General features: G+C 45.9%; 15 protein-coding genes. 4 read left to right on the forward strand and 11 right to left on the reverse strand.

Annotated features, from left to right (window positions below; genetic code table 11):
* Positions 1-25: 25 nt before the first annotated feature.
* The 9 genes from DYADSP32_RS24085 to DYADSP32_RS24125 form a co-directional block, all read right to left on the reverse strand.
* The gene (locus DYADSP32_RS24085) at positions 26-2,326 is read right to left on the reverse strand and encodes a hypothetical protein (RefSeq protein ID WP_414618012.1); all 2,301 of its coding nucleotides are present in this window, start codon (positions 2,324-2,326) and stop codon (positions 26-28) included.
* Between the two features lie 36 nt (positions 2,327-2,362).
* The gene (locus DYADSP32_RS24090; RefSeq protein ID WP_149240371.1) at positions 2,363-5,236 is read right to left on the reverse strand and encodes a hypothetical protein; all 2,874 of its coding nucleotides are present in this window, start codon (positions 5,234-5,236) and stop codon (positions 2,363-2,365) included.
* A gap of 173 nt (positions 5,237-5,409) precedes the next feature.
* Entirely contained in the window at positions 5,410-7,095 is a 1,686-nt protein-coding gene (locus tag DYADSP32_RS24095; protein WP_149240370.1) for a glycoside hydrolase family 172 protein, read from the reverse strand.
* Positions 7,096-7,099: 4 nt separating this feature from the next.
* On the reverse strand, positions 7,100-9,724 hold the full coding sequence (locus DYADSP32_RS24100) for a glycoside hydrolase domain-containing protein (protein ID WP_149240369.1): 2,625 nt from the start codon (positions 9,722-9,724) through the stop codon (positions 7,100-7,102).
* A 283-nt stretch (positions 9,725-10,007) separates the two neighbouring features.
* Positions 10,008-11,753 (reverse strand): RagB/SusD family nutrient uptake outer membrane protein, encoded by a 1,746-nt coding sequence (locus DYADSP32_RS24105; RefSeq protein WP_149240368.1) that lies wholly within the window; start codon positions 11,751-11,753, stop codon positions 10,008-10,010.
* A 31-nt stretch (positions 11,754-11,784) separates the two neighbouring features.
* Positions 11,785-15,273 carry a SusC/RagA family TonB-linked outer membrane protein gene (locus DYADSP32_RS24110; protein WP_149240367.1) on the reverse strand — a complete coding sequence of 1,163 codons (3,489 nt, stop codon included), beginning with the start codon at positions 15,271-15,273 and terminating at the stop codon, positions 11,785-11,787.
* A gap of 40 nt (positions 15,274-15,313) precedes the next feature.
* A complete protein-coding gene (locus DYADSP32_RS24115; RefSeq protein ID WP_149240366.1) occupies positions 15,314-16,321 on the reverse strand; it encodes a FecR domain-containing protein in 1,008 nt (335 codons plus the stop codon).
* A 45-nt stretch (positions 16,322-16,366) separates the two neighbouring features.
* Positions 16,367-17,032 carry an RNA polymerase sigma-70 factor gene (locus DYADSP32_RS24120; protein WP_149240365.1) on the reverse strand — a complete coding sequence of 222 codons (666 nt, stop codon included), beginning with the start codon at positions 17,030-17,032 and terminating at the stop codon, positions 16,367-16,369.
* A 346-nt stretch (positions 17,033-17,378) separates the two neighbouring features.
* Positions 17,379-17,879, reverse strand: coding sequence for a hypothetical protein (locus tag DYADSP32_RS24125; RefSeq protein WP_149240364.1), 501 nt, complete (start codon positions 17,877-17,879; stop codon positions 17,379-17,381).
* Positions 17,880-18,506: 627 nt separating this feature from the next.
* Between DYADSP32_RS24125 and DYADSP32_RS24130 the strand changes: the two genes are divergently transcribed.
* Positions 18,507-18,911 (forward strand): response regulator, encoded by a 405-nt coding sequence (locus DYADSP32_RS24130; protein ID WP_149240363.1) that lies wholly within the window; start codon positions 18,507-18,509, stop codon positions 18,909-18,911.
* Positions 18,912-19,032: 121 nt separating this feature from the next.
* Here DYADSP32_RS24130 and DYADSP32_RS24135 read toward each other — a convergent pair whose 3' ends face one another.
* Positions 19,033-20,556, reverse strand: coding sequence for a choice-of-anchor A family protein (locus tag DYADSP32_RS24135; protein WP_149240362.1), 1,524 nt, complete (start codon positions 20,554-20,556; stop codon positions 19,033-19,035).
* 429 nt (positions 20,557-20,985) lie between these two features.
* Between DYADSP32_RS24135 and DYADSP32_RS24140 the strand changes: the two genes are divergently transcribed.
* Positions 20,986-21,168: a hypothetical protein gene (locus DYADSP32_RS24140; protein WP_149240361.1), complete on the forward strand. Its 183-nt coding sequence runs from the start codon at positions 20,986-20,988 to the stop codon at positions 21,166-21,168.
* Between the two features lie 418 nt (positions 21,169-21,586).
* Here the strand turns inward: DYADSP32_RS24140 and DYADSP32_RS24145 are convergent, their stop codons facing one another.
* Entirely contained in the window at positions 21,587-21,826 is a 240-nt protein-coding gene (locus DYADSP32_RS24145; protein WP_149240360.1) for a hypothetical protein, read from the reverse strand.
* 429 nt (positions 21,827-22,255) lie between these two features.
* Between DYADSP32_RS24145 and DYADSP32_RS24150 the strand changes: the two genes are divergently transcribed.
* Positions 22,256-22,975: a sigma-70 family RNA polymerase sigma factor gene (locus DYADSP32_RS24150; RefSeq protein WP_149240359.1), complete on the forward strand. Its 720-nt coding sequence runs from the start codon at positions 22,256-22,258 to the stop codon at positions 22,973-22,975.
* A 150-nt stretch (positions 22,976-23,125) separates the two neighbouring features.
* Positions 23,126-24,175, forward strand: coding sequence for a FecR domain-containing protein (locus tag DYADSP32_RS24155; RefSeq protein ID WP_149240358.1), 1,050 nt, complete (start codon positions 23,126-23,128; stop codon positions 24,173-24,175).
* Positions 24,176-24,220: the final 45 nt, after the last annotated feature.

Here is a 24,220-nt window from a genome sequence, read left to right on the forward strand (position 1 = left end):
TGCGTAATTGTAATGGCCGGCTCATTTAACCTTTCTTGGGACCATCGGCTCCTGCTCTTTTGAGGGTGTAAAGCAGGTTTATTTTTTTACCTTCAAAATCAGTTTTGTAGAGCTCCCAGGTGTCCTTGTTTAGCTCTTCCAAATGAAACTGATTCGCAGGATTGGCTAGTTGTTTCTTGAGCCATCGCGGAAAAGCATCCGCCGCGCGTGCGTTTTCCCAGGTTCGGATCGCTTTAAAAATGGCATCCTTTTGCGGGCAGCTTTCTACATCTTTTTGGTTGAGCTGAAGACTGTACGTACTGCCTATTCCAACAGAAATGGCCTGAATATGCTCATACTGGGCCACCGTGGATTGGGCCTTGATAGGGAAATTTCCGCCCATTCCTGCCGGGAAAAAGTTGGCGTAGGTTACATCTCTGAGATCCTTGCCCTGACTGGTGGCGCTACCCCACTCCCTTGTCTCAACATCATACAGGTTTTTCCCGCCGCCAACATTCCACACGCTCTGGTAATGCCAGGATCCTTCCGAAAGGGTAGATCCCGTAAAACGGATGTAGGGCACCCCGATTTCCTTTGCCCGCGCAAACATTTTGCCGAAGAACCGCTTCACGGAGTAGTATCCGTGCCCGTTGTTGAACAGAAATTCCTGGCCGTCAAAATCGTAGTAGGCTAATCCGTTGATCTTGCAGACGTCGGCGTAGTACGCTGCTATTTTATCCTGTAGCTGTATGTTGGGAATCAGCCCGTCGTATCCATAATTGATCGTAACCTGAAGTTTGTAAATCGTATCGCCTGCGGAATGACCCGCTTCAGCAGTGTTCCAGTATCCGCGTTTGACATTGAGAAGCCGGTAGGGTGCCTTGTCGGAAACACCCATGTAGTAAATGAGTTCCTTCCCAATCTTAATCATGTTCAGGTTTTTGCTGTGCCCTTCCCAACTCGCGATTTCATCGAGATATTTCGGATCGTTCACGAAAATAAGGGTATCTCCCGGCCGGATCGCTTTTGTTAAAAGTCGTTTTTGCTGATAACACAGACTGTCGCTGGGAATGGGGCTGGCGTCCTGGGTTCCCTGGGCCAATGAAGTGGTGATGGGCGTACGGCCGATCATAATTCCTGATCTTAAAGCGATTTCCGAAAATTCCTTGTGCGATTTATTCCCCGCTGCCATTTTGATCGGTTTCTTTTCAAAGTTTTTCCCGTCAAGGTACCCACCGTTGGCGCGGTCGGGTTTTATAAATCCCTGATCATACAAGCTGATCGCTTTAAAACCCAAATGCTGAGCATAAGGCACAATACTGTCGTATACGCCCCCAACACTCATTGCATCCGGGACAAAAGCTGCGGGATTCTTTACCCATTTCCCGTTGATGGTAGGATAGGGAAGGCCTTCTGCCAAAACAATGCTCTGCATCACATCCAGCAGCGCCGTACTGTCGGGGCTTCCCCAAAGCGCTACAGCCGAACCTATGTAGTCGACACCTGGCAAAGGCTGTACTTCCTGGTGGTTGGGTGAATTAACTGCCATATTGGGTATCAGCGAAAAATATACTTCCCGTTTTGGTGCCCTGTCCCTCGAATTGTAAGCAATAGAAATTCTGCCCTTCTCGTCAATCTGCGCCGCATTTCCGTACAAAATCCGGTAATAAGGTTCCTTATGTGCATAAAAAGCAACATCGTTAATGCCATCTCCACCGATGGGGAAGATCTGCCCTTCGTGCAGATGGGATGGCAATGGAAAGCGCTGTTTGTCCGGGCTGTGAATGATGTACTGAAAAGGTGCCGCATCGGCGATGGTTTCGGATGTTCCACCGAGGGTATTGTCGTTTAGCGACAGCATACCTATGGCATAATTAACAGCGTCGCTGGTATCGCGGGCGACGCCGATAATTTCTCCGAAAAGGTTCGTGATATTGGTATGGTAAGCCCCCCACTGAACATTGTCAATACCATTGCGGGGACTGAGCGAAAGTAGGGTCAGTTTAAAATACTTGTTTTGAGCGGACAAGGAAATAGTAGCCTCAGAACCATTGGGGAATCGCAATGTGTAAGTCTGCTTTGTTTTATTGTAACTGGCCTTTGTCGGTTGATAGTATTTTTGCTTTTTACTGTCGTACAGAGACAACAAAGGGGAGGGTTTATCGGTCGGACTGAATTCGCGCTGACGAGTGGCCCGTGTAATGTTTTTCATGCTTGTGATCCATCCCCTGGAGTTGATATGGATTTTGAAATAATCGGTACTGAAATCCTGCTGGGCATACGAACCACGTGGAAGCGTGAGTATTATAATGCTTAGAAAAAAGATATTAAGGAATCGGAACTGCATATGGGTGATAAGATTTGGGACTAAATTCAACAGTCATTATGGTGTAAGTAAAAACCATTTCTGGCTTTTGGCTGGTATCGACACATTCAAGGTTATTTTGGAACCATTCAAAGCCATTTTCTTTGCAGGACCATCGTTTTCTGAAACACTGACTTGCTTCTGCAAACCGGTATAGTAAAGGTCTACCTCGATCTCTCTGGTGATCGGCTGGTCGAGCGGGTTGTACACCATGAGAAGACCCTTTTCTTTTCCAAGCGGGTCTACGTGCATGATCGCATCGTAGTCTCTTCCATCGGGCCTGCGTACATGCACGATATCCGAATCAAGTACCCTTCTGTGTTTTTTGTAAAAATCAACCCATTTTTTGACCATCGTTTTGGTCTGAGGAGCATCATATAACTGGGGGCCGCGGTAGCAGGCCTGTACGCCGGCACCAAACAAATTGGCCAAGCGCTGTTCGTAATGCGGCAGATGTTCTTTAAGCGGCTCTATCGTGGCCTCAGAACCACCGCCATGGTATTGAACCAGCGGGACAAACATCCATCCCATCGAAGGGGTCTTTTCCCAGATGCCATCGTAAATATTCTGACGTTCAATGATTTCCTGCAACGCTCGGGGCAATGACCAGTTTGTTTCGCGGTAACCCATGGCTACTTTGGTACTTCCATTCAAAAAATACCAGTCGGGCACATTCAGATAAATGCCCTTGCTTCTGCACCAGCGGTAAAACTTCTGTATTTCTCCAAACTGTTTCCAACGTGAATCTGCCAGCCCGCGATGGCCCGGATGCGTGGTAGAGGCGCATACATCTCCCGGATAAGAGCCGTCGTGTTCAAGCAGGTCATGCCCGGTTGTCTCGTAAAAGTTGTAGAGCTTTTTGAAATAATCGATCCCCCATTCACTTTGCAAACATGGAGAATTTCCAAACGCAGGTTTCTTCCCGGCAGGCATTACCACATCATTTTCTTTGTTAATGGCGCGGCTCGCCAGCAGGGAATATCCGCCGATTGCAATGCCCTTGGATTTGGCATAATCCTTCAGCTCCTTCATCCGGCGCAGGTTTTCCGGCGTTGTGTTTTCAATATCAAACCCGCTTCCGAATGTCATGATCACCATTTCGAATCCCACTTCGGCACACTGATCAATGGCGGCTTTTACGGGCTGATCCTTTGCGCTGCTCACATGCATGATCACCGGATTCTCGGTCACCCATGGCGATATGGTCCGGTACATTTTCCTTTCGCTGAGACCTCTCCTTTCCCGGTCATAGCTATCATACATGAGCTCCCAGAGCCGCATGCTTTCAAAAGAGGCTCCTCCGGCAAGTTCCTGTCCCATCCCTGTTTTGGGCATACACACCAGCAACGAAGGGGTTTGTAACAAATAATTGACCTGGGTGGTGTACGTCGAATCCACCTTCCATTCCACACAAGCATTTTGCGCCGCGTTGGGGGACATGGATCCGAATGCAAAATCACTTTCTGCAAATATCGGAGGCATTTCCCACCGTTGCTTATGCTCTACGGCACTTTCCGCTTCGGCTACCGCCAGGTGCTCACTTTTGATATTGTCGACCACAAACTCTGTTTTACCTTCATTCTCCACACTTACCCATTTGCTGATCATCGGCAGCCCGTCATATAATTCGTAATGAACCTTCACTTTCAGACTACTCAAAAAGTCCAGGTTCGCATCCGCACCTTTGTTATCTCCAAGCAAAAGGATCTGTTCTATTTTACTGCGGCCCAACGCTCCTTCCGTCCTGTTGTTTTTTGTTTTGCCTCCGCGCGGATCCGTCTTGCCCACCCGTAAGTGTGTAGGATGACCGGTGCTCGTAAGTTCCGCAAGGGTCTTATAGCTTTTGCCATCGTCTGAGATACTGTAGATGATCTTGCCGGCGGCCATCGTGTTGTTTGCCAGCAAAATTTTGAGATAATACGATTTGCCTGTATCGAAACCTTCAAAGTCCATACTTTTACCATCATGAAATATCCTGAAATGTTTGTCAGCTGGTGACAGATGGAATTTGGAAAATTTGTCGCCTTCAAACTGCAAGGCAATGCCCGGGCCGTATCCGCTACTTTCATCCGTTCCTGAATTAAGTTTGCAGATAATCACTTTGGTTTGTGCCGGCAGCACCCGCTCTCCGTAGATAACTGTATTGCCTGGTGCAAGCATTTCACCTGCTTTACCTTCGTTATTAAACGCATTGGTCAAAGTGTGGGAAGAAACAATGTTCCACTCTGGCGACAATTTGATGAAATCATCTTTCCATAAAACTTCCCGCTGCGAGTCCTGCGCTTTCAGGTTTTTGAAATTCCTGATCACCGATTCATCGGCTTTATAAGTGAAGGCGACTTCTATTCCCTTAGGTGGCCAGGGCATTTGCTGAGACGACCATTCGGTCCGACGGTTCCATTCGAAACGTTCCTTGATCGGAGACGAATTATAAGATACTAATTTGAGGCTATAAGGGTCTGCCTTCATTTCGGAAATCCATTCAGGCAGAAGATAATTCGCTATTGGCTGGCCCGTTAGTCCGCCCACATTGATCTCATGCCCGTTTACCCAAATGACGGCCTCGGGCGACACCGCTCTTACCAGCGCTTCATTGGTAATCAGGTTGTCGAGCGCTATGGTGGCACCATTTGGGTTAATGGTAAATGTCCTTGAAACCAGTCCATTGCTCAAAACCATGTGTCCTTCCTGGGTTTTATAAATCGCCGATTTTTGCGCATTGCTGTTGATGAGCCAGTCCGTTTTGCTTCGTAAAGTTTGCTTGTTATAAATGGGCAGGTTGTCGATATTAATAGTCTGCGCATGTGCAAACAGCCATTGACAGGCTACAATCAGAAATGTCGCAGCGCTAACGATATTTTTTCTCACTTTACTAATTCTTTTAAGTTTCAAGATTGCCTGCGTTTAAGATATTGAAAAATATAAACCCCTTACCACCATCACTTCCCTCTGACAATTCAGCCTGACCTGCGCTTTTGAAATCAAAGTTCAAAACGGGTGCTTTCTCATCTGAAAAGTCAACTCTTTACAGCCATTTTCAGCTATTTATTATAAAAAAAGCTTGCTTATTGACTCTTTTTAAACCCACTATCGGTTCCTTCCCTTTTGACCGACTTTGATAAACTGTCCAGGTTCTCCAATGTCATAATTGGCCTGGCTGCCTCAGCCGGCAGGGGCGGCCGGTTACTTTTTGCGTCTGGGAAGCCATACCAGAATACCACAGACGAATAGCCAAGAAAATCCCACGGATTGCGGATCTGGGTTCCTGGTGAGGCCTCCATATCAAAAACAAATCGGTTACTGAACGGTATTGCGTCCAGCGCTCGCACCCGCGTCATGACATTAAAGCCTCTTACGCCTTGTCTTTTACTGTTGGCGGTACCTACTGCGATGTTAGCAAGAAAAGGATGTGAAAACACATCATCTTTGGTAGGATTTTCGCCCCCGGCCCATCCGTAATAATCTTCTGTGCCGGTACCGAAATGAGTGGGAAATCTTTTCTCTGAAGCATCATCCACGTATATTTTCTCATCACCCTCTCCCCACCAGCCCTCATCGGGATTGAGGGCGGTCAATGCATCACCCACGAAAACGCCTTTCCCCTTTATATCAATGAAATTCCAGTCGCTAAAAACATTCCCGGCATGCACATCGTCACTCCGCCAGTTGGCATGAAAATACATGGTGCGGTTATCCCACTGATGTTTTTCAACCCGAAGAGCAAACTTGCTTATGTTGATAGGGACACTGCCGAGATTTTCCAGAGAAAGCACTGCTTTGGATTGAAACGGCATGAACCACGTACAGATCAACTGCCCGTTCGACCGGACAATCCTCGTGGCAGTTTGAAAAGGGTTCAGTGCGTTGGCACTTCCAAAAAAGTCGCCCAGGGGCACCCAGACGGTCTGATTGCCATCAAATTCCGCCGTTAGCACAACCGATCTCAACAACTCCGGATGCAATTTAAGTTCTGCGGGATCAACTGTAATTTCAATACTATTGATTCCTGCCCCTTTGTTAACAGAAAGCGCCATTTTTTGTCCAGGTGCAACCATACCTTTTTTTCCAAATACTTCCCCCGGCTGTCCGGGATATACCCTACGGAGGGCAGCACTTACTTTATCCATCTGCGGCATTGCCTGGTTGAGCTGCTCAGGGGTAAATGTTTTTACCAAAGTACCCTCCGGGTAGGCGCGATAATTGATGATATTGTAAAATGGTTTTTTGTCAAAAGTGATCTTGCAGCTTTTGGAGAATGGTATGGGTAGGTAACAATTCCCGGCGCGGGCTGTGGTTTCAGCAAAAGGTGGTGGCACCGAACCACGTCCGGTAATAAGCCGAAAATAATTCTCACTGATGATGGGGATATCGTTCCCGTCCAGATAAATATGGACAAGGGGGCCTTCCAAATCATCCAGACCTCCGTAATAGAAGTAGGGTGCCCACATTTTTGTGACCGCTCCCGGTCCGGTATGTTCCATAACCACCCACTCGGTTTTACCGCCATGTTCCTCCACTCTTATGAATCCTGTGCCGTCGGAATCGGCAAACCAGCCGGGCTTATCCTTGGCCATAGATTCCCTGTTATAACTGCTCGCCTGCAGGGAAGTATAGTGCGGGAACGGATAGCGTGCCAGTACATGCCGATCGGCCATTTCATCGAGCAGTGTGGATAAAGTGACGGTTTGTGCCAATGCCATGCCATAGGGCAGGAAAACAAGAAGATGAATCAATAACCTTTTGTAAATCATATTTTTATCTATTTTCTTTGACCAGAATCAGATAACCTTTCTTTCCTGGCACTTGTAATGAACTTAATGACTGAAGTGGACCGCCATCCTGAAAGTCTTTAATCTCCGGTATTGTAATTGTACATTTTGTAGGATCGTAACCCAAGGCTTTCCAGTCAACAATAACAGAGGTCGCCTGCTCATCCTTGTCCCAATTGGCGATGGAGATGATACTTTCGTTTGTTCCTTTAAAAACCGACGCCACTATATTTTCGTTATTGGTCGTGACCGGACAATCTTTATCCCAATAGCCGATCAGTTCTTTTTTTGTAAAATGGTACTCGTCCCAGAACTTCCATAGTTCGTCAGGCGTATTGCCTGTCCAGCCCGCCCTGTTGGTAATGCCGTAAACCATTCCCCGCCAGGGATTGCCACCGTCTTCGAGCATTTGCCCGGGTAAGCCAAACGGCAGACCGGAAACCTCCACCAGCCAATGGTCAGGTGCGCGGTTATAATCTCTTGCTTCTCCGATCCAGACCAGGTCTAGATAAGGCAGCAAATCCATGTAAATATTCAGACAGCTTGCAAATCCGGCCCAACCGTTAAAATGGTTCCAGCTATGCAGATCGATCCGTCCCTCGGGCCGGTGCCGATCAATGACTTTCCGCGCTCTTTGCAACGTGAAGCGGTCCAGCGCAGCATCGTCGATGTAGATGCCATCGATCTCAAGATTTCGCACCATCCAGTCGAGCCCTGCAATGTAGAAATTGTTGAGCCTGCTGTTGGGTGTGGTGATCACTGATAAATCAAACGACCCCTTGAATTTACCTTCTTTAACCGGATTGTACCAGGCAGGGATATATTTTTCCCGGAGGTTTCTGACAAGCCACTCGTTGGGACCGTTAGGATGCAGTGCTTCGGTACGGCTGGCGTTACCAGGTCCCGGAAAAAGTACTTCTCCATTCAAACTATAAAAGGGCTGAAACTCCGGAATGTTTTTGGTAAGCTCACGTGTAGTGTAATACAATTTGAGTCGCTTATTTGACGCATGAGCCTTCCCGACCAAGGCTTTTAGCTCGGCCGTATTTTCATCCAGATAAGGATAATTGATAAAAGGATAAATGTCTTCGGCATGGTGAATATTGATAATGTTGGCACCAGCTTTTTCTGCTTTGGCCACCTTGCTCATGGCATTTACCCCTCCGCCGTGAAAGTACCGGTCACCGTATTTTTTTTCGTTGTCAATTGTCCTGAAAGGAGTGATCAGTAATTCGAAATCATAATTTAACGTACCGCCCGTGGCCAGTTCACGGCTACCGGAATACGCGCTCACCAAAACCGAGTTATCCTTTTCAGTCACATTGACACCACCTTTATTATTGTTTCCCCAGGATGGGGGCAGGCGCAATGGGTTAAATTTGTAATAAATGTTGACCAATGGAAGCGTATAGTTTTCTGCCTTCCATTTAAGCCGCAGGCCACCATTTACCGCTCCCAACCACAAGGCATCCTGATTTTTGGTGATATCCCATTGCCATTGCCACGAATCGGGACGTAAACCACCTTCCCGGTTTAACCCCATCATGTAGGTTGATTTTTCGTTCGTCATAGGCACCTCAAGACGAATGTCCCTGATCTTTAGCGGCTGCAATGCTTTCAGGCTAACCTTGTAATCAACAAACCCGTCATATTTCAGGCTCCCGGAACAGGTAAGCACACACGCCGCCGAACTGCTTTTTACCTGCCAGGTGACGGAGCCTGCCTGCTCGTTGGTGAAGGTTAATTTGCCGGGAACGAGCGTGATGGCTTCACCGTTGTCCTTTTCAATTACAAACCGAAAGGCTTTGCTGAGGATTGGCTCACCTTTATCGGTAATGCGTTGGTTGGAGCTGGAAAAATAACTGGTTATTTCCGCAGGAAGGCCATCGTCACCAATCACGAAAGACCGCCCAAGGATTCGGAGTGTTTTTCCTTTTCGTGCCACGGGCAGATATCCGTTGGTGATTTCTCGGTCAATGCCAACGGTACTGTTGAGCCAGGCCATTCGCGACAAGCCTTTGCCCGAGTTGAATCCATGTTCTGCCACTGCCTCGCCATGGACGGTTAGCTGTATCTTGATGCTCTTTTTTTTGTTTTTGGCTGATACGGTTACCGTGCCATTATAGATTCCTGTGGCAACTCCCGATAGGTCTATTCCCACCCACAAGGCCTGTACCTTTCCATCTTCAACGTTTATTTTTTTTGAAAAAGGTTTCCCCAGATAGTCAATTCCGCCGGTATTAAAACAGCTGACCTGCTTTGAGGAAATTGTTTTTCCTTCCTTACTTTTCAGATCCGAAAACACCATATCCAGGTTGTCAAGCGCGCCACGGCTAGCCCAAACGCCTACCTGGTAAACAAAATATTCGTCAGGCCGGGCCTGCAAGGAAAAGTTTTTAACTGTAAAGTCATTTTGCAGCCACGATACTTTTAATGAGTCGTTCCATTGTATCGGGCTGTCTCTTGTTTCAGCAAAAATGTGAAAGGGAGAGTTTATTGATTTCCCGTAATCTTTTTTGGCAATTTCTGTTGGGATATATTGAGATGCGTTGTGCTGTCCGTACACACAAGCAGCAAGACCTAGCAAAATGTGCAAAAAAAAGTATTTCATTCCGTATTAGATTTTAGTGATTACGGTTCATTCCTCAGTAACCAATATTATTTATTACAAAGATTAAGAATCTGTTTAAAATTCATTCTGGAATTTGTTTATGCTAATTTTTCACTGCAACTGCGTTGAAACAAAGATTTATAGCCAATTTTTCAATAGTAATTTAAACCGGCTCTAAAATAAGCTCTGACTGGCATAATCAGAAACGGAGCCGAAAGCTGTTTTAAGGGCGCTTCCGACTCCGCACGAGGTGAACAAAATTACATCCGTTTCTGAAAAATAGTTATTCTAAGGGATCAAAAGTGCCGCCCCAGGCCTTATTCTGAGCTATTTTACTACTGCGATCCAGTACTGCCTTGGGGATACCGAAGAAAGAATATTTGTCTTCATCCAGCATCACCACGGGTTGGTAGTCCCTGACCTCGGTCACTGTAAATTTCGAAGCAATCGTGTTAATGTCAATGATACCTTTTGGCCGGTCGGCTGCGGTACCGTTCCACTCTATTCTTAGTCCATGGAAATATTTATCCTTGAAGCTGTTAAATGTAGATGTGTAAACTCGCCACCTGCGCAGATCCCAGAACCGCTGTCCTTCAAATGCGAATTCCACAAGACGCTCGTCCATGATCGCTTTTCTGATTTCGGTAAGGGATGTTGCAGTGATGCCGTAGGTTCCCCTTGCACCCGGTTCAATACCCGCTCTGTTACGAATCTTATACATCGCCGCCAGTGCTTCATCCGCTTTGCCGACCTCGTTGGCAGCCTCGGCCATGTTCATAAGCACTTCTGCATACCGTATCTCAATCCAGTCTACCTGTCCGTCTTCAACGGTGGTTCTGGTGATGTTCCTGTCCAGCATCTTGGCAGGGTAAAAACTGGAATGGGAGTAGAGGTTTTCGCTGTTATCGGCCCTTGCCTCCTTTCCATTAATACCGGTGGCAGCATTGCCATCCGAATCATAGAAATAGGTCCACATATTCTCTTTTCCAAACATTTCGGCCAGATAAGGATCGGCTCCATTGTAGGCGATGGACGCATAAAAACGCTTATCTCTATCCTTGTGTAATGTTTTGTAATCCATTGTGGCCGGATTGTATTTCGATCCATCCTTCATGGGGTAGGCGTTCACGAGTTCGAGTGAAGGCACATTTCCACCCACAGCACCGCGTGCATAAAGCAAGGGCCGCATTTCCGCCTGAGAGTACCCATTGGCAAACCCCGGATACTGAAACCTTTTCACCATGATTACTTCCTTGTTCATTTCGTCGGTCCACAGATCTTTATAATTGGCATAGAGACCTTTGCCGTTGGCATCCAGAAAAGCTAACGCAGCTTTGTTGGCCTCATAGGCGGCGGTCCAGCGGGCCAGATCATTGGTGCGGTTAAACTGCGGGCTGGCATAGTATAACAAAACCCTTCCTTTGAAAGACATAGCCGCGGCCTTGTCAATCCGGCCAACTGTGCTCAGGGGATCCACCAAAGAGATGGCTTCATCAAGATCTTTTACAATCTGTGCAATACACTCGGAGGTTTTACTTCTGGCAACAAAAATCGCATCTTTATTGCTTGGCGCTTCGGGCTTTAAAATGAGCTCTACGCCTCCATAAGCTTTTACCATTCTGAAGTAGGCAAAGGCACGCCAGAAAAGCGACTGGCCCTTTAATGAACTTTTGATGGCGGGATCAAAGGTTGCATTATCTACCTGAGCCAGGAATATATTGATCTTCCTGATGTTATCGTATGGGAAATCGTTATAAGTGTCGGCGGTAAGGGTGCCTTTCAGATAGTCACTGAGCGCCGCAGCATATTCACTGTTGATCACCATGGTCTCGTCGGTACGTCGGCCGACAACAAATGAGGCGGGCATGAAGTTGGCGTACATGTCGTTGACATAAGCCTCTGCCACTTTGGGGTTTGTCAGCACATCTTCACTTGCCAGGGCTGCCAGGTTTGATTTGTCCAGAGGGTCGCAACCGGTCAGGAGCAACACGCATAACAGATTTGACAAAAATATAATTACTGGTTTCATATCATTATTGCTTAGGAAAATGACGGATTGGTTAGAACGAAAGATTAACACCCATGGTGTACGTTTTCATAGTCGGATATGAATTCATACTGGCGACGCTAGGGTCGTGGAAATCATATTTGGAAAGTGTCAGCAGGTTGGCTCCGGATACATAGAAACTAACCGCCGACATGCCGATCTTTTGGCACAAAACTTTTGGCACGGTATAGTTAAGATTGATGTTTTGAAAGCGCAGAAAACTGCCGTTTTTCAACCAGAAAGTGGATGCTAAATGGTCATTGGTGGCGTCCCAGGTAACAGGCTGCGGATAAGCCGCATTGACGTTCTGAGGCGTCCAGGAATCAAGCCAGAATGATGGGGGGCGGGCTCCATCGAAGAACCTGCGGCCGTATCCATCATCGTATAGTTTCGACCCACCGGTAACTCCTTGTACAAACACATCGATCCCAATGCCCTTCCAGCTGGCTTTCAGGTTTAGGCCGAAGGTGTAAGGGTTTAGTGAATGTTTGCCCTTCAGTACCTGCCTGTCATAGTCGTCGATCTTTCCATCAGCTACGCCGGCTACACCATTTACATCCTCAAAATCAATGGCGCCCAAAACAGCCGGCTTTCCATAAATGGTGTAACCTGTAGGGAGGGCATCCAATTGTTCTTTCGTCCGGATAATACCCTTCGACACCAGCATTCTGACGTAGTCGGTAGGGCGTCCGTTTGGATTATCCACAGCTTGTGCGTTCTGGGCTACGTCTCTCACTTTCACCTTATTGTTGGAATAGGAGAAGCTGCCTTTAATGCCATAGGTTACATCACCGGCGCTACCGTTGTAGCCCAGCTCTAGTTCATATCCGTGACCATCTACAATTCCATAGTTTTCAGGCGGCATGCTGCCTCCGAATGACCCGGGCAGGGATGCAATCCGGGTGTCCAGAATATCGTAATTGTGTCTCTTGAAATATTCACCGGAAAGTGAAAAGCGGTTAAACATTTGCGCGTCAAATCCTAAATTAAGCTCACTGGTTTTCTCCCAGGTAAGTTTTTCATTCACAATACCATTGTAACGCACGCGTGGCTGTGGCACGGTTCCGAACACGTAGTCACCACTCACCGAATACGACTCGCTCCATTTCCAGCCACCGACCGCATCGTTACCTGCCAGTCCCCATGAGCCGCGTATTTTCAGGAAATCGATTTGTTTGACATTGAAAAAATTCTCTTTTGACAGCACCCATCCAGCAGAAACCGATGGAAACAACCCCCAACGATACTCGGGCCCAAATAGCATCGATCCGTCACGACGCGCAGTAAGGTTGAGGAAATATTTGTCTTCATAGCTATACAAAACACGGCCAATATAAGATGCACGGCCGGTTTCTGATTCGGTTCCGTCCACATAGGAGTCGGCCCGGGCTGAGGATGTAGCCCAGAACTGGTCATTCTGTACGAGAGGGAAGCCCTCTCTTACCCCATAGAAATAGTCATATTTACCTTCACTTTGTTCATAAATGGCCACGGCGTCGACATTGTGCTTGCCGAATTGTTTGGCATAATTCGCACTGAAGTTCAACTGATAACTGTTGATTGCTTCCTGTGTTTTGGCAATCCGCTCTTTGTTGGGGTAAGAGGATTTGATACTGCCCGTAATCTGATCGGTATAAATCGCACCATTGGTTCCCTTTTTTACCACATCGTACAAGGTGGTCTTCAGCTCATGAAGTCGCATGGTGGTAGCTTCGTAATTGGGACTATATCTTCCGGATACAGATAATCCGTCTACAAAGGGAAGCTTGTAGGTCAGCCCGATATTCATTTGAATATTGCGTTCAACACGCCGAACCGTACCGCCTTCTTCAACAAAGGCCAGCGGGTTACCGATCCAGCCCGGATTGATAAAATGTCCATCCGAGGTTTTAGGGCCGGTATTGGGCAAGTAGTAAAGCAACCTGCCCCAGAGACCGCCAAAGGTTGGATTGGTATCAAAACCTACAAGATCTTCCTGCATAGCAAACCGTGTTTTTTTGCCCTCGTTATAAGCTACATTGAAAACGCCGGTCAGGTTTTTAGTGAGATTTACATCGATATTGGAACGGAAATTATACTTTTTAAAATCGGCATTCTTAATGAAAGCCGACTGGTCGAAATAAGAACCGGCCACAAAATACTTCACCTTGTCGGACCCTCCACTCGCAGAGAGTGAATGTCTCTGTAAAACAGGATCGATATAGGCCTGCGTATACCAGCCTCTTCCAGGGTCATTTTGTTCAAAGAAAGCCACTTCTTCTGCGTCATACGACGGGGCTATTCCTCTGCTTGTGCGGGCCCAGTTGTTCAGCCTGACCATATCGCTGGCATTCATATAATCGGGTATCTTGGAGGGGTTGTCAAAGCTGTATGAATAATTGTAGTTCAGCTGGAATTTGCCATCTGCTCCTCTTTTGGTAGTCACGAGCACCACGCCATTCGCAGCACGCGCTCCGTATATGGCACCGGATGCGGCATCTTTCAGGACGGTTATGTTGTCTACCTCAGAATAATCAAGGGCATCAAACATTCTCTTATCCGTGATCACCCCGTCAATAACATAAAGCGGATCGTTTCCGGTGTCCTTCCAGGTGTTAACCGATCGAATCCTGATGGCTGGGGCATATCCCGGTGCACCCGACCCCTGGCTTACATATACGCCACTGAGGCGTCCGGCAAGCGAGCTGGAGAGGTTAGGTACCGGGTTGTTTTTGACATCCTCGGCTTTCATCGTAGTGATGGCCCCTGTCACAGAAGTTTTCTTTTGCGTACCATAACCCACCACCACGATTTCCTGCAGGGTTTTATCATCTTCCAGTAGTTTTACGTCAAGAACCGTATTTGAGCCAACTGGAATTTCCTGGGTAACATAGCCCACATAACTGAATACCAGCCTGGCATTTTGATCGGGCACTTCCACTTGAAAGTTGCCATTTGCATCTGTAGCAGTTCCTGTTTGTGAGCCCTTTATAAGGACGCTCACGCCCGGCAGCCCTTCCCCAAGTTCGTTGGTAATGGTGCCTTTCACGGTAATGTCTGCGGAAGCGACCTTCAGTACTGACATTTCTGCTGACATGTCCGAATACGCAAGTTGACGAATGGGAACCTGCCCGCTTTGGTCAACGGTGTTCAAAGCAGGGACAGCCTGTTCCTTTTTATCGGCCTTGCGATTTTTCGTAACAATAAAGCCACCGGTTTTGGATTTTTTATAATGAAGTCCCAGCGGTTGCAGCATGTTGTTCAGGCTCTTTTCGGCAGAGGTTTCAAAAGCCAGGGTGCTTACAGGAACTTCATAACCTTCCACCACGCTGTCAAAATACAGGATGTCGACCTTGTAGTGCAATTTGAATTCCTGAAGTGCAAGCTTCAGACTTTTTGTCGCCGGCTGAGACACAACGTTTCTGGTTCGCTGTCCTATCACGGCAAGTAGCTGAGCGCTGCCAGGATAGGACAAGCCCCAAAATGCCAGTGCAAACAAAAATGATCGTATTGTTTTTTTCATAAAATTGGTGGTTAATGGATTTGTAAGGATTTAGAAATTATCAGTAAGTCAGGGTAACGGTTTTGCCATCATCGGATTTTTGATAGGAAAGGCCCGAATCATCAGTGAGTATTTCAAGTAGCTCCTCTGCATTCAGGGCCGTAAACGAGCCTGAGATCGTTTGCCGGGCCAGGGTAGAGTCTGGAATCTGGACTTTTACTCCGAAATTGTCCTCAAACAAATGACAGATTTCCATAAGACTTTCATTTTCGAAAATAAAACGGTGGGCCTTCCAGGCGGAATAATTCTGGGGATTTTCGGTTTTGGTAACACTTTTAATCCCGTTGTTATCCATCGTAACCAGATCCCCCGGCGACATCGTCAATTGTCTTATGGACCTGCCGTCACGGTAATTTAGTTGAACCTTACCCTTGTTGAGAACAACTTTGGTTCCTCTCGGGCGAGCATATACGTTAAATTCTGTCCCCAGGACTTCTATATCCAGATTGTCGTTGGCATGCACGATGAAACGCTTGTGATCTTTGGTATGGGTAATATTGAAATCTGCCTCTCCGGTCAGGTACACTTCTCTCATTTTCTCCCCAAAGCCAAATCGGGGGATGCGAAGAGAGGAGTTGGCGTTGATTACAACCTTGCTGCCATCAGCAAGCTGAAGTCTTTTGGTTTCCGTGAAACTGGTTGAAAACGTCTGGTAGCGGATACTATCTCTGGAAAGCCATCCAGCCGACACAATGATCAGCACCATTGCGGCTGCAAACCAACTACCACCTGGCCACCATAAAACAAGTCGCTCAGGGAGCGATGGATTGTTTTCTACAACCGCCATTGGACGGTCCTTCCGAGACATTCGCAATTTATGCCGGGAAAGTCCTTTTTCCACATCAGCCTGATACTGCAGATTTTGATTTTCCCATTCCTGCAGCCATATAAAGAACAGCTCTTTCCCCTGCGACTGCGACGCCCATTGATCTATGATCTCTTTTTCGATGGCAGTGGCCCTCCCCGAAAAATAGCTAAAAATGAGTTCCTTATTAATGCCTTCTTTCATTTGAAAATATTTTTGAACAAACACGGGTCTGTGTGTAGCGAGTCTCTACTGTATTAAGATTAAGATTAGAAAGAACCATTTGATCCTAAGTATCTTCCTGACCTGGTGCAAAGCCTGGTACATCTGAGCCTCCACCGTTCGAAGCGAAAGATTTAGCTCAGCTGCAATCTCCTGATACTTTTTGCCCTCAAAGCGATGCATCACGTATATTTTTCTCCGCTTTATTGGCAAGGTATTTATTGCGTTTTCAACATCCCGCGATAGTTCTTCGTACTGGGTGATGTGGTCGGGCTGCTCATCGGGCTGGAGTGCAACGTAGTCGGCGTATTGAATGGAGGTATTTCTTTTCATTTCGGCCCGCACATAATCAAATGATCGGTACCTTACAGCTGTGAAAAGGTATGCTCTGAAGGAAGTCTCTATTCCGTCGTACAACTGCTCTGAGTGAAATTTGTAAAAAACATCTGAAACGATGTCTTCTGCTATCTCCTTGGACGATACATACCTGATGGCGTGGCTGCAGAGTGGCTTGTAGTACCACCGGAACAAAAGAGTGATCCCTTCGTTTACATCATTTTGAAAAGCCTTTTTTAGCAGCATTTCCGAATCTGCCTCTATCTGCTGTCCGTTTCCACCACCTTCCAAAGCCGGTCCGAAGGGCTGATTTTTCCCAGGATTATTGTCATGATTAAATGTATCAGAACTTCCCATTAATGAATAAATATGATGTCAGGTGATTGCTGCAAACAAGTGTAAGCTCCTTCTTGGTAGACGTTTTGGGGTCAAAAAAACACTTAAGCAAAACGTAAAGTTTTTTTGTGCGGGCCTGCCGGGGAATCCAGCAAACAAAAAACCAGGATAAAGGGGAGGGGAAATAAAAGTTATGAAGCAGGAGCATATCTCTACTTCAGATTATAAACATAACCGAAAAAAATACAAAATGGACTATAGGTACAGTTTTAATGAAGCCAGGTAAATGATTGTGAAAGTGCCAGGTGTTTGCGCACTTCCATTGCTGTTCTGAAAACTCAGCACATCTGCAACGGTGTAATTGAAATTACTTTTTGACAAATGTCAACCCACTCATGCGCTTTGCACCAATGGCCGGCAGCGGAGCAGCTGTGAGCAAATGCGTTTTCTCTTCTTTCACCGGCTCAGGTTCCTGATAGCCCGACAGATATCGGTCGATGATAAAATCCACTTCCTTTTCAAAGACAATGCTGCCTTCGCCTGCATAGGCCGACAGATCATACAGTTTCTTCCTGCGTATGGTGTAATCCAGGTTCCCGTTAAGTGTGTAAAGATTCTCAAACCCGCGGTCGAACCTGAAATGAATTCCCTTTTCCGCGTTGGCAATCAGGCTTTCGGGCTGGCCGGTCAGGGTAATCGGCATGTAGGTTTTTTTGTCGTATACAAATCCACCATGTGCCGCCTTGATGTATTCCCGCATGGGACGGGGAGCGTCTCCGATAAATAGTACATCCACGAGCAGAATGTGTGTTGCTGCATGGAACTGGGCGGGCGATTCGATCAAAGGAAGATCTGAAATGCGGATCATATAACTGGGTTTAACGGATTAGCGTCCGGGCTGAGTTCGGAAGACTGTTTTTTGTTGTGTTGGCATTTCAACACAAGCCGGGGCATATTAATTCTTATCTTTTTATCAATTCACCAATTTTATGGTTGATAGAGAAACATTTTTTTAGAGAAATAACGCATTAACAGATGATACGACATAATAATCATGCAGTCACATCAAACGAAGTGCGTTGGTATTTAATAATTAATTTAATACGGAAGAATCCCTGACGATCAACAAAAAAAGGATTTCTGTGCAGAGGTATAAAATCTGAAAAATGGTTTTGATCTGTGTCTACGACAATCTGTTTCGGAGAGGAGTTAAATCCAGTTGTTTGTGGAAAAAACAGGTCGGTAACGCTACCGGGCGCGGCCGGGTGTTACGTACATGCGCCTCGAAATGGAAAATGGAAGGCAAACCTGCTGAGATTGTGGGAATTGGGTAAAAGTATTTATGTTGTTGTAAGCGAAATATATAGGTTCAAATATGCATAAATCTTTATCTTGCATAAGATTTTATCAGCGTTCAATGAAAAATAACTTTCTCCGACAACCAGCCAGGCGCGAGATAAAACCGTGAAGGGGTAATTATTTATAACAATCACACATGGATCAGCCTATTACCTGCCTGCTTGTCGATGACGACCCGGAGGATCATGAAATCTTTCGTATGGCCATAGACCAGACCGCTCTGGACGTGAAGTGCTTCTACAAAAGTAGCTATGCAGAAACCCTATCGTACCTCAAAACCGATAGTCTATATGCTCCGGATTTTATTTTTTTAGACTGGTATATGCCAGGTATTCATGGAATTAAGTGTCTTGATACTTTTAAAAGGAACAAAAAACTGAACCATAGTCAGTTCGTGGTTTTTTCCGGTGCCTATTCATCCGACATCACCGGGTATCTTGCTTCCGTCTACAACTGTAAATTTCTAGAGAAATCCGACTCCATCGAATGGATGGCTTCCGAGCTTAAAATAATTCTGGAGGCTAACCGGGTGGCGTATTAGGCTTGCTTGCCTCAATAAAAGGCAAGGGAGTATGGCTGGACTCAGCCGAACAATGCCTGGTTCCTAATGTTCAAAGGAAATAAAAGGAGTCCGGATTGAGACCGGACTCCTTTCGGTTTTATTATTTTTGGATCAAGACGTGGTGAGCGTCAATAGAGCCGTTGTTGCGGGTGATTGTTAACACATATTTGCCAGAAACCATATTCCTGCAGTCAATACCCGTGGCGTCGATACTTTGCGAACGATATACCTGATGACCCGACTGGCTGGTAAGCATAACCCCTTTGACGTCCGATAGGTTATCCAGCATGATTGTTTCTGTGGCGGGGTTGGGGTATACACGTATGGCGGAGATCTCGTCCATGGTTACACTCTGGATTCGGCTGTAGGCAAAACTTTCGCCGGGACCGTCTACCGGGAAGTCTACCATTTTCAGGCGATAGAGGTTCTGTCCTTTCACCGGGGATGAGTCGGTAAAATGGTAGTTTTTCGAAATAGTGCTTTCTCCAGCGGAGGCAACGGTTCCTATGGACTGCCAGTTTTTCCCGTTTGCACTTCGTTCGATGTCAAAGTGGCTGCTGTTGGTTTCTGCCGTGGTGGTCCAGCTGAGTGCTACCGAATGGCCTTCACGCATGGCTTTGAAGGCTACCAGTGTCACGGGCAGCGGCGAGTCGAAACCTCCGGCAAAAGAAAAATTATGGAATTCGAAGCCACCCAGTTGGTTGACATCTCCGCCTATAATAGCTTGTCCGTTGATGGAACCGCCATCGCCCTCCAGGTTGGCATTTGGAGCAAGTACACTACCCAGGAAGGCGTAGCGTGCCAGGGTAATTTGCGTCGCATGGCGGAAGTTGAACAATACTTTCGGGGCTGCTCCCAACGACCCGTCCTCAGATCCGTTTATGATCATTTTCATACTCCCGCCATCTATACTGACCGTTGAATTGGTTACATTAATGAGGGCGGTAGCACCAGATGGAATATCTATGTGGATACTTCCGCTATTGAAAGGTACCGGTAGGGTGAGCTCGAAAACATTAAGCCCGGAATTGGTTCCCTTAAGCAAAATTGGGCTCCAGATATAGGGCTGGGTAACTTCACCAGTAACAGCGTTGTTTGTCAAAGTAGCGCTGAGTTGCTTGTACTTAGTGAGCAGGGCGCCATTGGCAAATTTCACATGCTCCGTCACTCCAGAGGTAGTGGTACCCGACTGGTGAGAAGGGAAACTGATACCGGCTGTTGCGGTGTTGTAAAAGAAATTGCCCCGGATTCCCCAATTGTGGCCCGCGTTGTTGAAATTGCCATTGACAATAAAATTGTCGGTATCGTCGGGAGCATTGACGGCGCCGGATCCCGCACTGCCTACACTGTAACCGCTACCCTTGAAATGGAAATTTCCACCCACCACCAGGCGGCCCTCCACATCACCCGAGTTACTGGTGAAATCTCCAAAAATGATGGCGTTGAAATTGCCAGTACCTTTAAAGCCAGGAGCCAGGGAAGCACTGGGGACGGTGAGGATGTTCTGGATTCCCTGGGCTTTTGCGCTTTGTAGTAAAAATACGCAAATAATAGAAGAAAGTAGGGCAGTTTTGTAGCGTTTTTGCTTTGTGAAAACGCGTACTAATTCATAATTTTTTCTCATAACATAATGATAAAGAAGCATTTCGATTAATTAATGAGGGAATGTAGCATGGGAAATTGAAAAAATTAGATATAATTCGATAAATATCTATAATTAGTAAAAATGGTACTTCGGGTTGTAGAATAGGGCAAAAAGTGCCTCGAAATTCATGAATATTTTTGGTCTCTTTGTGGGTGTATTTAATGTTAACACTTCTAAATTATGCTACGCTGCGATTGTAATCAGGCTACTGGTCTAAGGAGATTTTCCTACACTGTATTTTGGGTAAAAGTGTGCTGTGGGCATTTTTGGGTAGGCTGTTTTGGGAATGTCCAGCTTTGTCGGTGAGATAATTTCCGGTAGATACCATGAAGCACTTCTGCGAAATACGGCAAATGTGAAAACTGGAATGATTTTGTAGCTCTTGATTCCGAACCTTTTTAGCAAGCAATGGGAAATTTGAAAATGCCGGAAAACGGCGACTTAGTACGCTTCAGGCGCAACGACGAAGACGATGACTGGAAGCAGGGGGAGTATGATGAACAGAATGGGATGTTTATTGAGGTGTATTCATCGGAGTTGGTTACTCACAATGCCGCGGATATCAAGGAGTGGGCATTACTGGAAGTGTAGCAATTAAAAGTATCGGAATAGTGATTATTGCGGGTCAACTACACGCATGGCCCAATTGCCAGCGGTACAAAGGTTTTTTTTAGAGACTATTTTAACTTTTAAAGTATATAGTAAACCGTTCATTATTTTGTGCCTCTTTGCCCTAGTAAAGTATATTTTAATACTTCTCTAATCTTTATTAGACGATCATTGGATGGATGTTCGAAAAAATTGGATCCGTCAAATATTGTTGGGTTTATTTACCTGAGACAGTGGTTGGAATGCATGGAATGGAATTGGTGTTTCGTAAAGTTCCCTTTGACCGGATGTGGTTGTTACATAGCAAAAAGGGATAAAGCGTCTGATTTGCTGATATTTTACTGCAACAGTCGTCCACTTTTACGAAGCCAGAAAACGTCATTTATCTCGTGAAAGGACACTAGTCCAGCTCTTCCAGATTGAAGTAAACGACATTGCCGGCCTCTATCCGGCTCATTTTATTCAGTATGGCTGCCGGCGTTTTTTCACTAAACTGGATAAAAAAGTCGTAATCTTCTACTTCACTATAGTTGTCGATGGTTTCTACATCTTCGCCATATTCTTCCAGTTCTTCATGTGTGATTCCCAGCCAATTAGCCAGTTTTTTTCTGAATTCGTTTTGCGGGTCTTTCTGGATCATACTATATGGATTTATTGATATGCCTGCAAAGCTAGATTGTTTTCGATTTGCTTCTGCGCCGTGCAGATATTTTACTGATTTGATTTAGCCGTATAAAGGATTGCAGGAATGATTAACCCATAGCCCCGGGTAATCCTCCTGATCCCTTATTTTATGCGTTTTGACTAACGGGGCCGGGGACAGGTGAGGATGTTGAAGCCACACCGTTTTATACTGGTGTTGGACCGGTGTTGGTTTTTTTGTTTCTTATCTTTCAAATAATCGTATTACATTGTATATCAGTAGACAGTGGGTTATTTTTTATTAAAATTGTGGAAAATAAATGTGAGGGTTAAGGGTGTTTCAATTAAACCGCGTCAGTTCCCTGTAGCACCATGTTAAAGATTTAAAGAACAGGAACACTTAACGGAAGAAATAGTACGGATCCGAATGGAACTAGAAAACGGCATTGTTTTTCATGGTGAATTTCCTCCCGGCATCAGGAGCGAATCTAAAGAATCAGCTAATGGAGACCCGTTGTGGAACTCCCTGAAGCAAGGCAGCGCAGCTGCCTTCGAAACGGTATTCAGGCAATACTACCCTGTATTGCTCAATTATGGGCTCAAACTGAACCCGGACGAAGAGGAAGTGAAGGATTGTATCCAGATACTTTTTCTGAACATCTGGGAGCGAAGATCGTTTCTGGGGCCGTCTGATTCGATTCGAAATTATCTTCTGGCCTCACTCAGGCGATTGATTATCAAACGGTTAAAAAGCGCCCCATCGTTCGTTGAATGGGACGAGGACAACTCGCTGTTTCATATTGAGCTTTCCATAGAATCCAGGATGATCCATGATCAGACCTTGGATCACAATGAAAATTGTCTGCAAAGCGCGATCCATCGTCTGCCGGATCGTCAGAAAGAAGCGCTATATCTCAAATTTTACGGGAATCAATCTTTTGCAGATATTGCTACGGTAATGAACATTTCTACCAGAGCAGTATATAAGTTGATTTATAAGGCTCTGGATTCGTTGAACGAAGACCTGGGCCTCCGGGACAAAGAAGTTTCCTTTTTTGTAGGCTCTGCTTTATCACTGGCCTTATCTGCCGTTGGATTTGTGGCCGGTAAGTTTTTTGCATTCTCCTATCTGTTTGAATCAATGTAAGTGCATTGAATTATATTAAATGTCTGTTTAATAGCAACTTATATTTTTTCGATAAAATAATATTACAATTTTTTGAAAAAAAGATACTAAACGAGGGTCACTCGGCCGTGCTTCTTGCTTTATTAAAGTATAGCATTAAAATGATCTAAAATGGAGACCCGGAAGTATCATCACTTTACCTGCAACGATTTCGTTCTGGACGATGATTTCAGAGCATGGCAAATGGGGGAGGCACCCGGGAATAATCATCTTTGGGAAGCATGGCTCGCTGCCAATCCTGATAAAAGAAAAGAAGTTGAAAAGGCGGCGCGGATGGTAGGCAGGATGCGTTTTGCTGAAAAAAAAGTCAGTGAAAGGGATTTGAATCGCGAATGGAAAAAATTGGAGCGAGGTATTCAGGGATTGGGCAGTACTGCCGAGTACACCTTTGAAAAGCCATTAAAGACCAGGCGATCATTTTTTAAGTTCGTGGCAGCTGCCTCGGTGATCCTGGCGATGTGTTATTTCTCAATCGAGGTTTTATTTCCACTCAAAAAGGAAAGAGTGAAATACCAGGTTGAGAAAAGAACAGTTAACGGTCAGCAGCTCTCCGTAAAGCTACCCGACGGTACACTTGTGAAGCTGAATGCCGGATCTATGATCAGCTATCCCAGGCAGTTTGCAGATACCATCCGAGAAGTGGAGCTGAGAGGAGAGGCGTTTTTCGAAGTGGTAAAAAATAAGGAAGCGCCGTTTGTCGTACACACCGGAGCAGTCACAACGAGGGTATTAGGCACTGCATTCAATGTAAGAGCTTATCCTGAAAAAAGTGAGGTGCTGGTGGCGGTGGTAGAGGGAAAAGTAAAAGTGAAATCAGTGAAAGGAGCTGGTGATAACAGTGTACTGCTGGTAAAAAAGGAAATGGTAACGGTTCAGACTGCCCAGGGAGAACTGGTGGTGAGCGATTTTGACGAGAAGGAGCAGATCGGCTGGAAGGACGGAATACTTTATTTTGAAAAGGCCGATTTTTCGTCAGCCGTGGAGCGGCTGGAACGCTGGTATGGAGTCAGAATCAAAATTAGTGAAAAAAGTAAAATGGACCCTTCCTGGCGTTTCAGTGGGAAGTTTAAAGATAAATCCCTCGACTACATCCTGGAAGTGATGAGCTACCCCCATCATTTTACCTATAAAATTAAAGACAACAACGTAACGCTACAATAAACCTGCTGCATATGCTCTTAAACACCAGTTAACAAAAAACCGGTA

Source organism: Dyadobacter sp. 32 (assembly GCF_902506755.1).
GTDB lineage: Bacteria > Bacteroidota > Bacteroidia > Cytophagales > Spirosomataceae > Dyadobacter.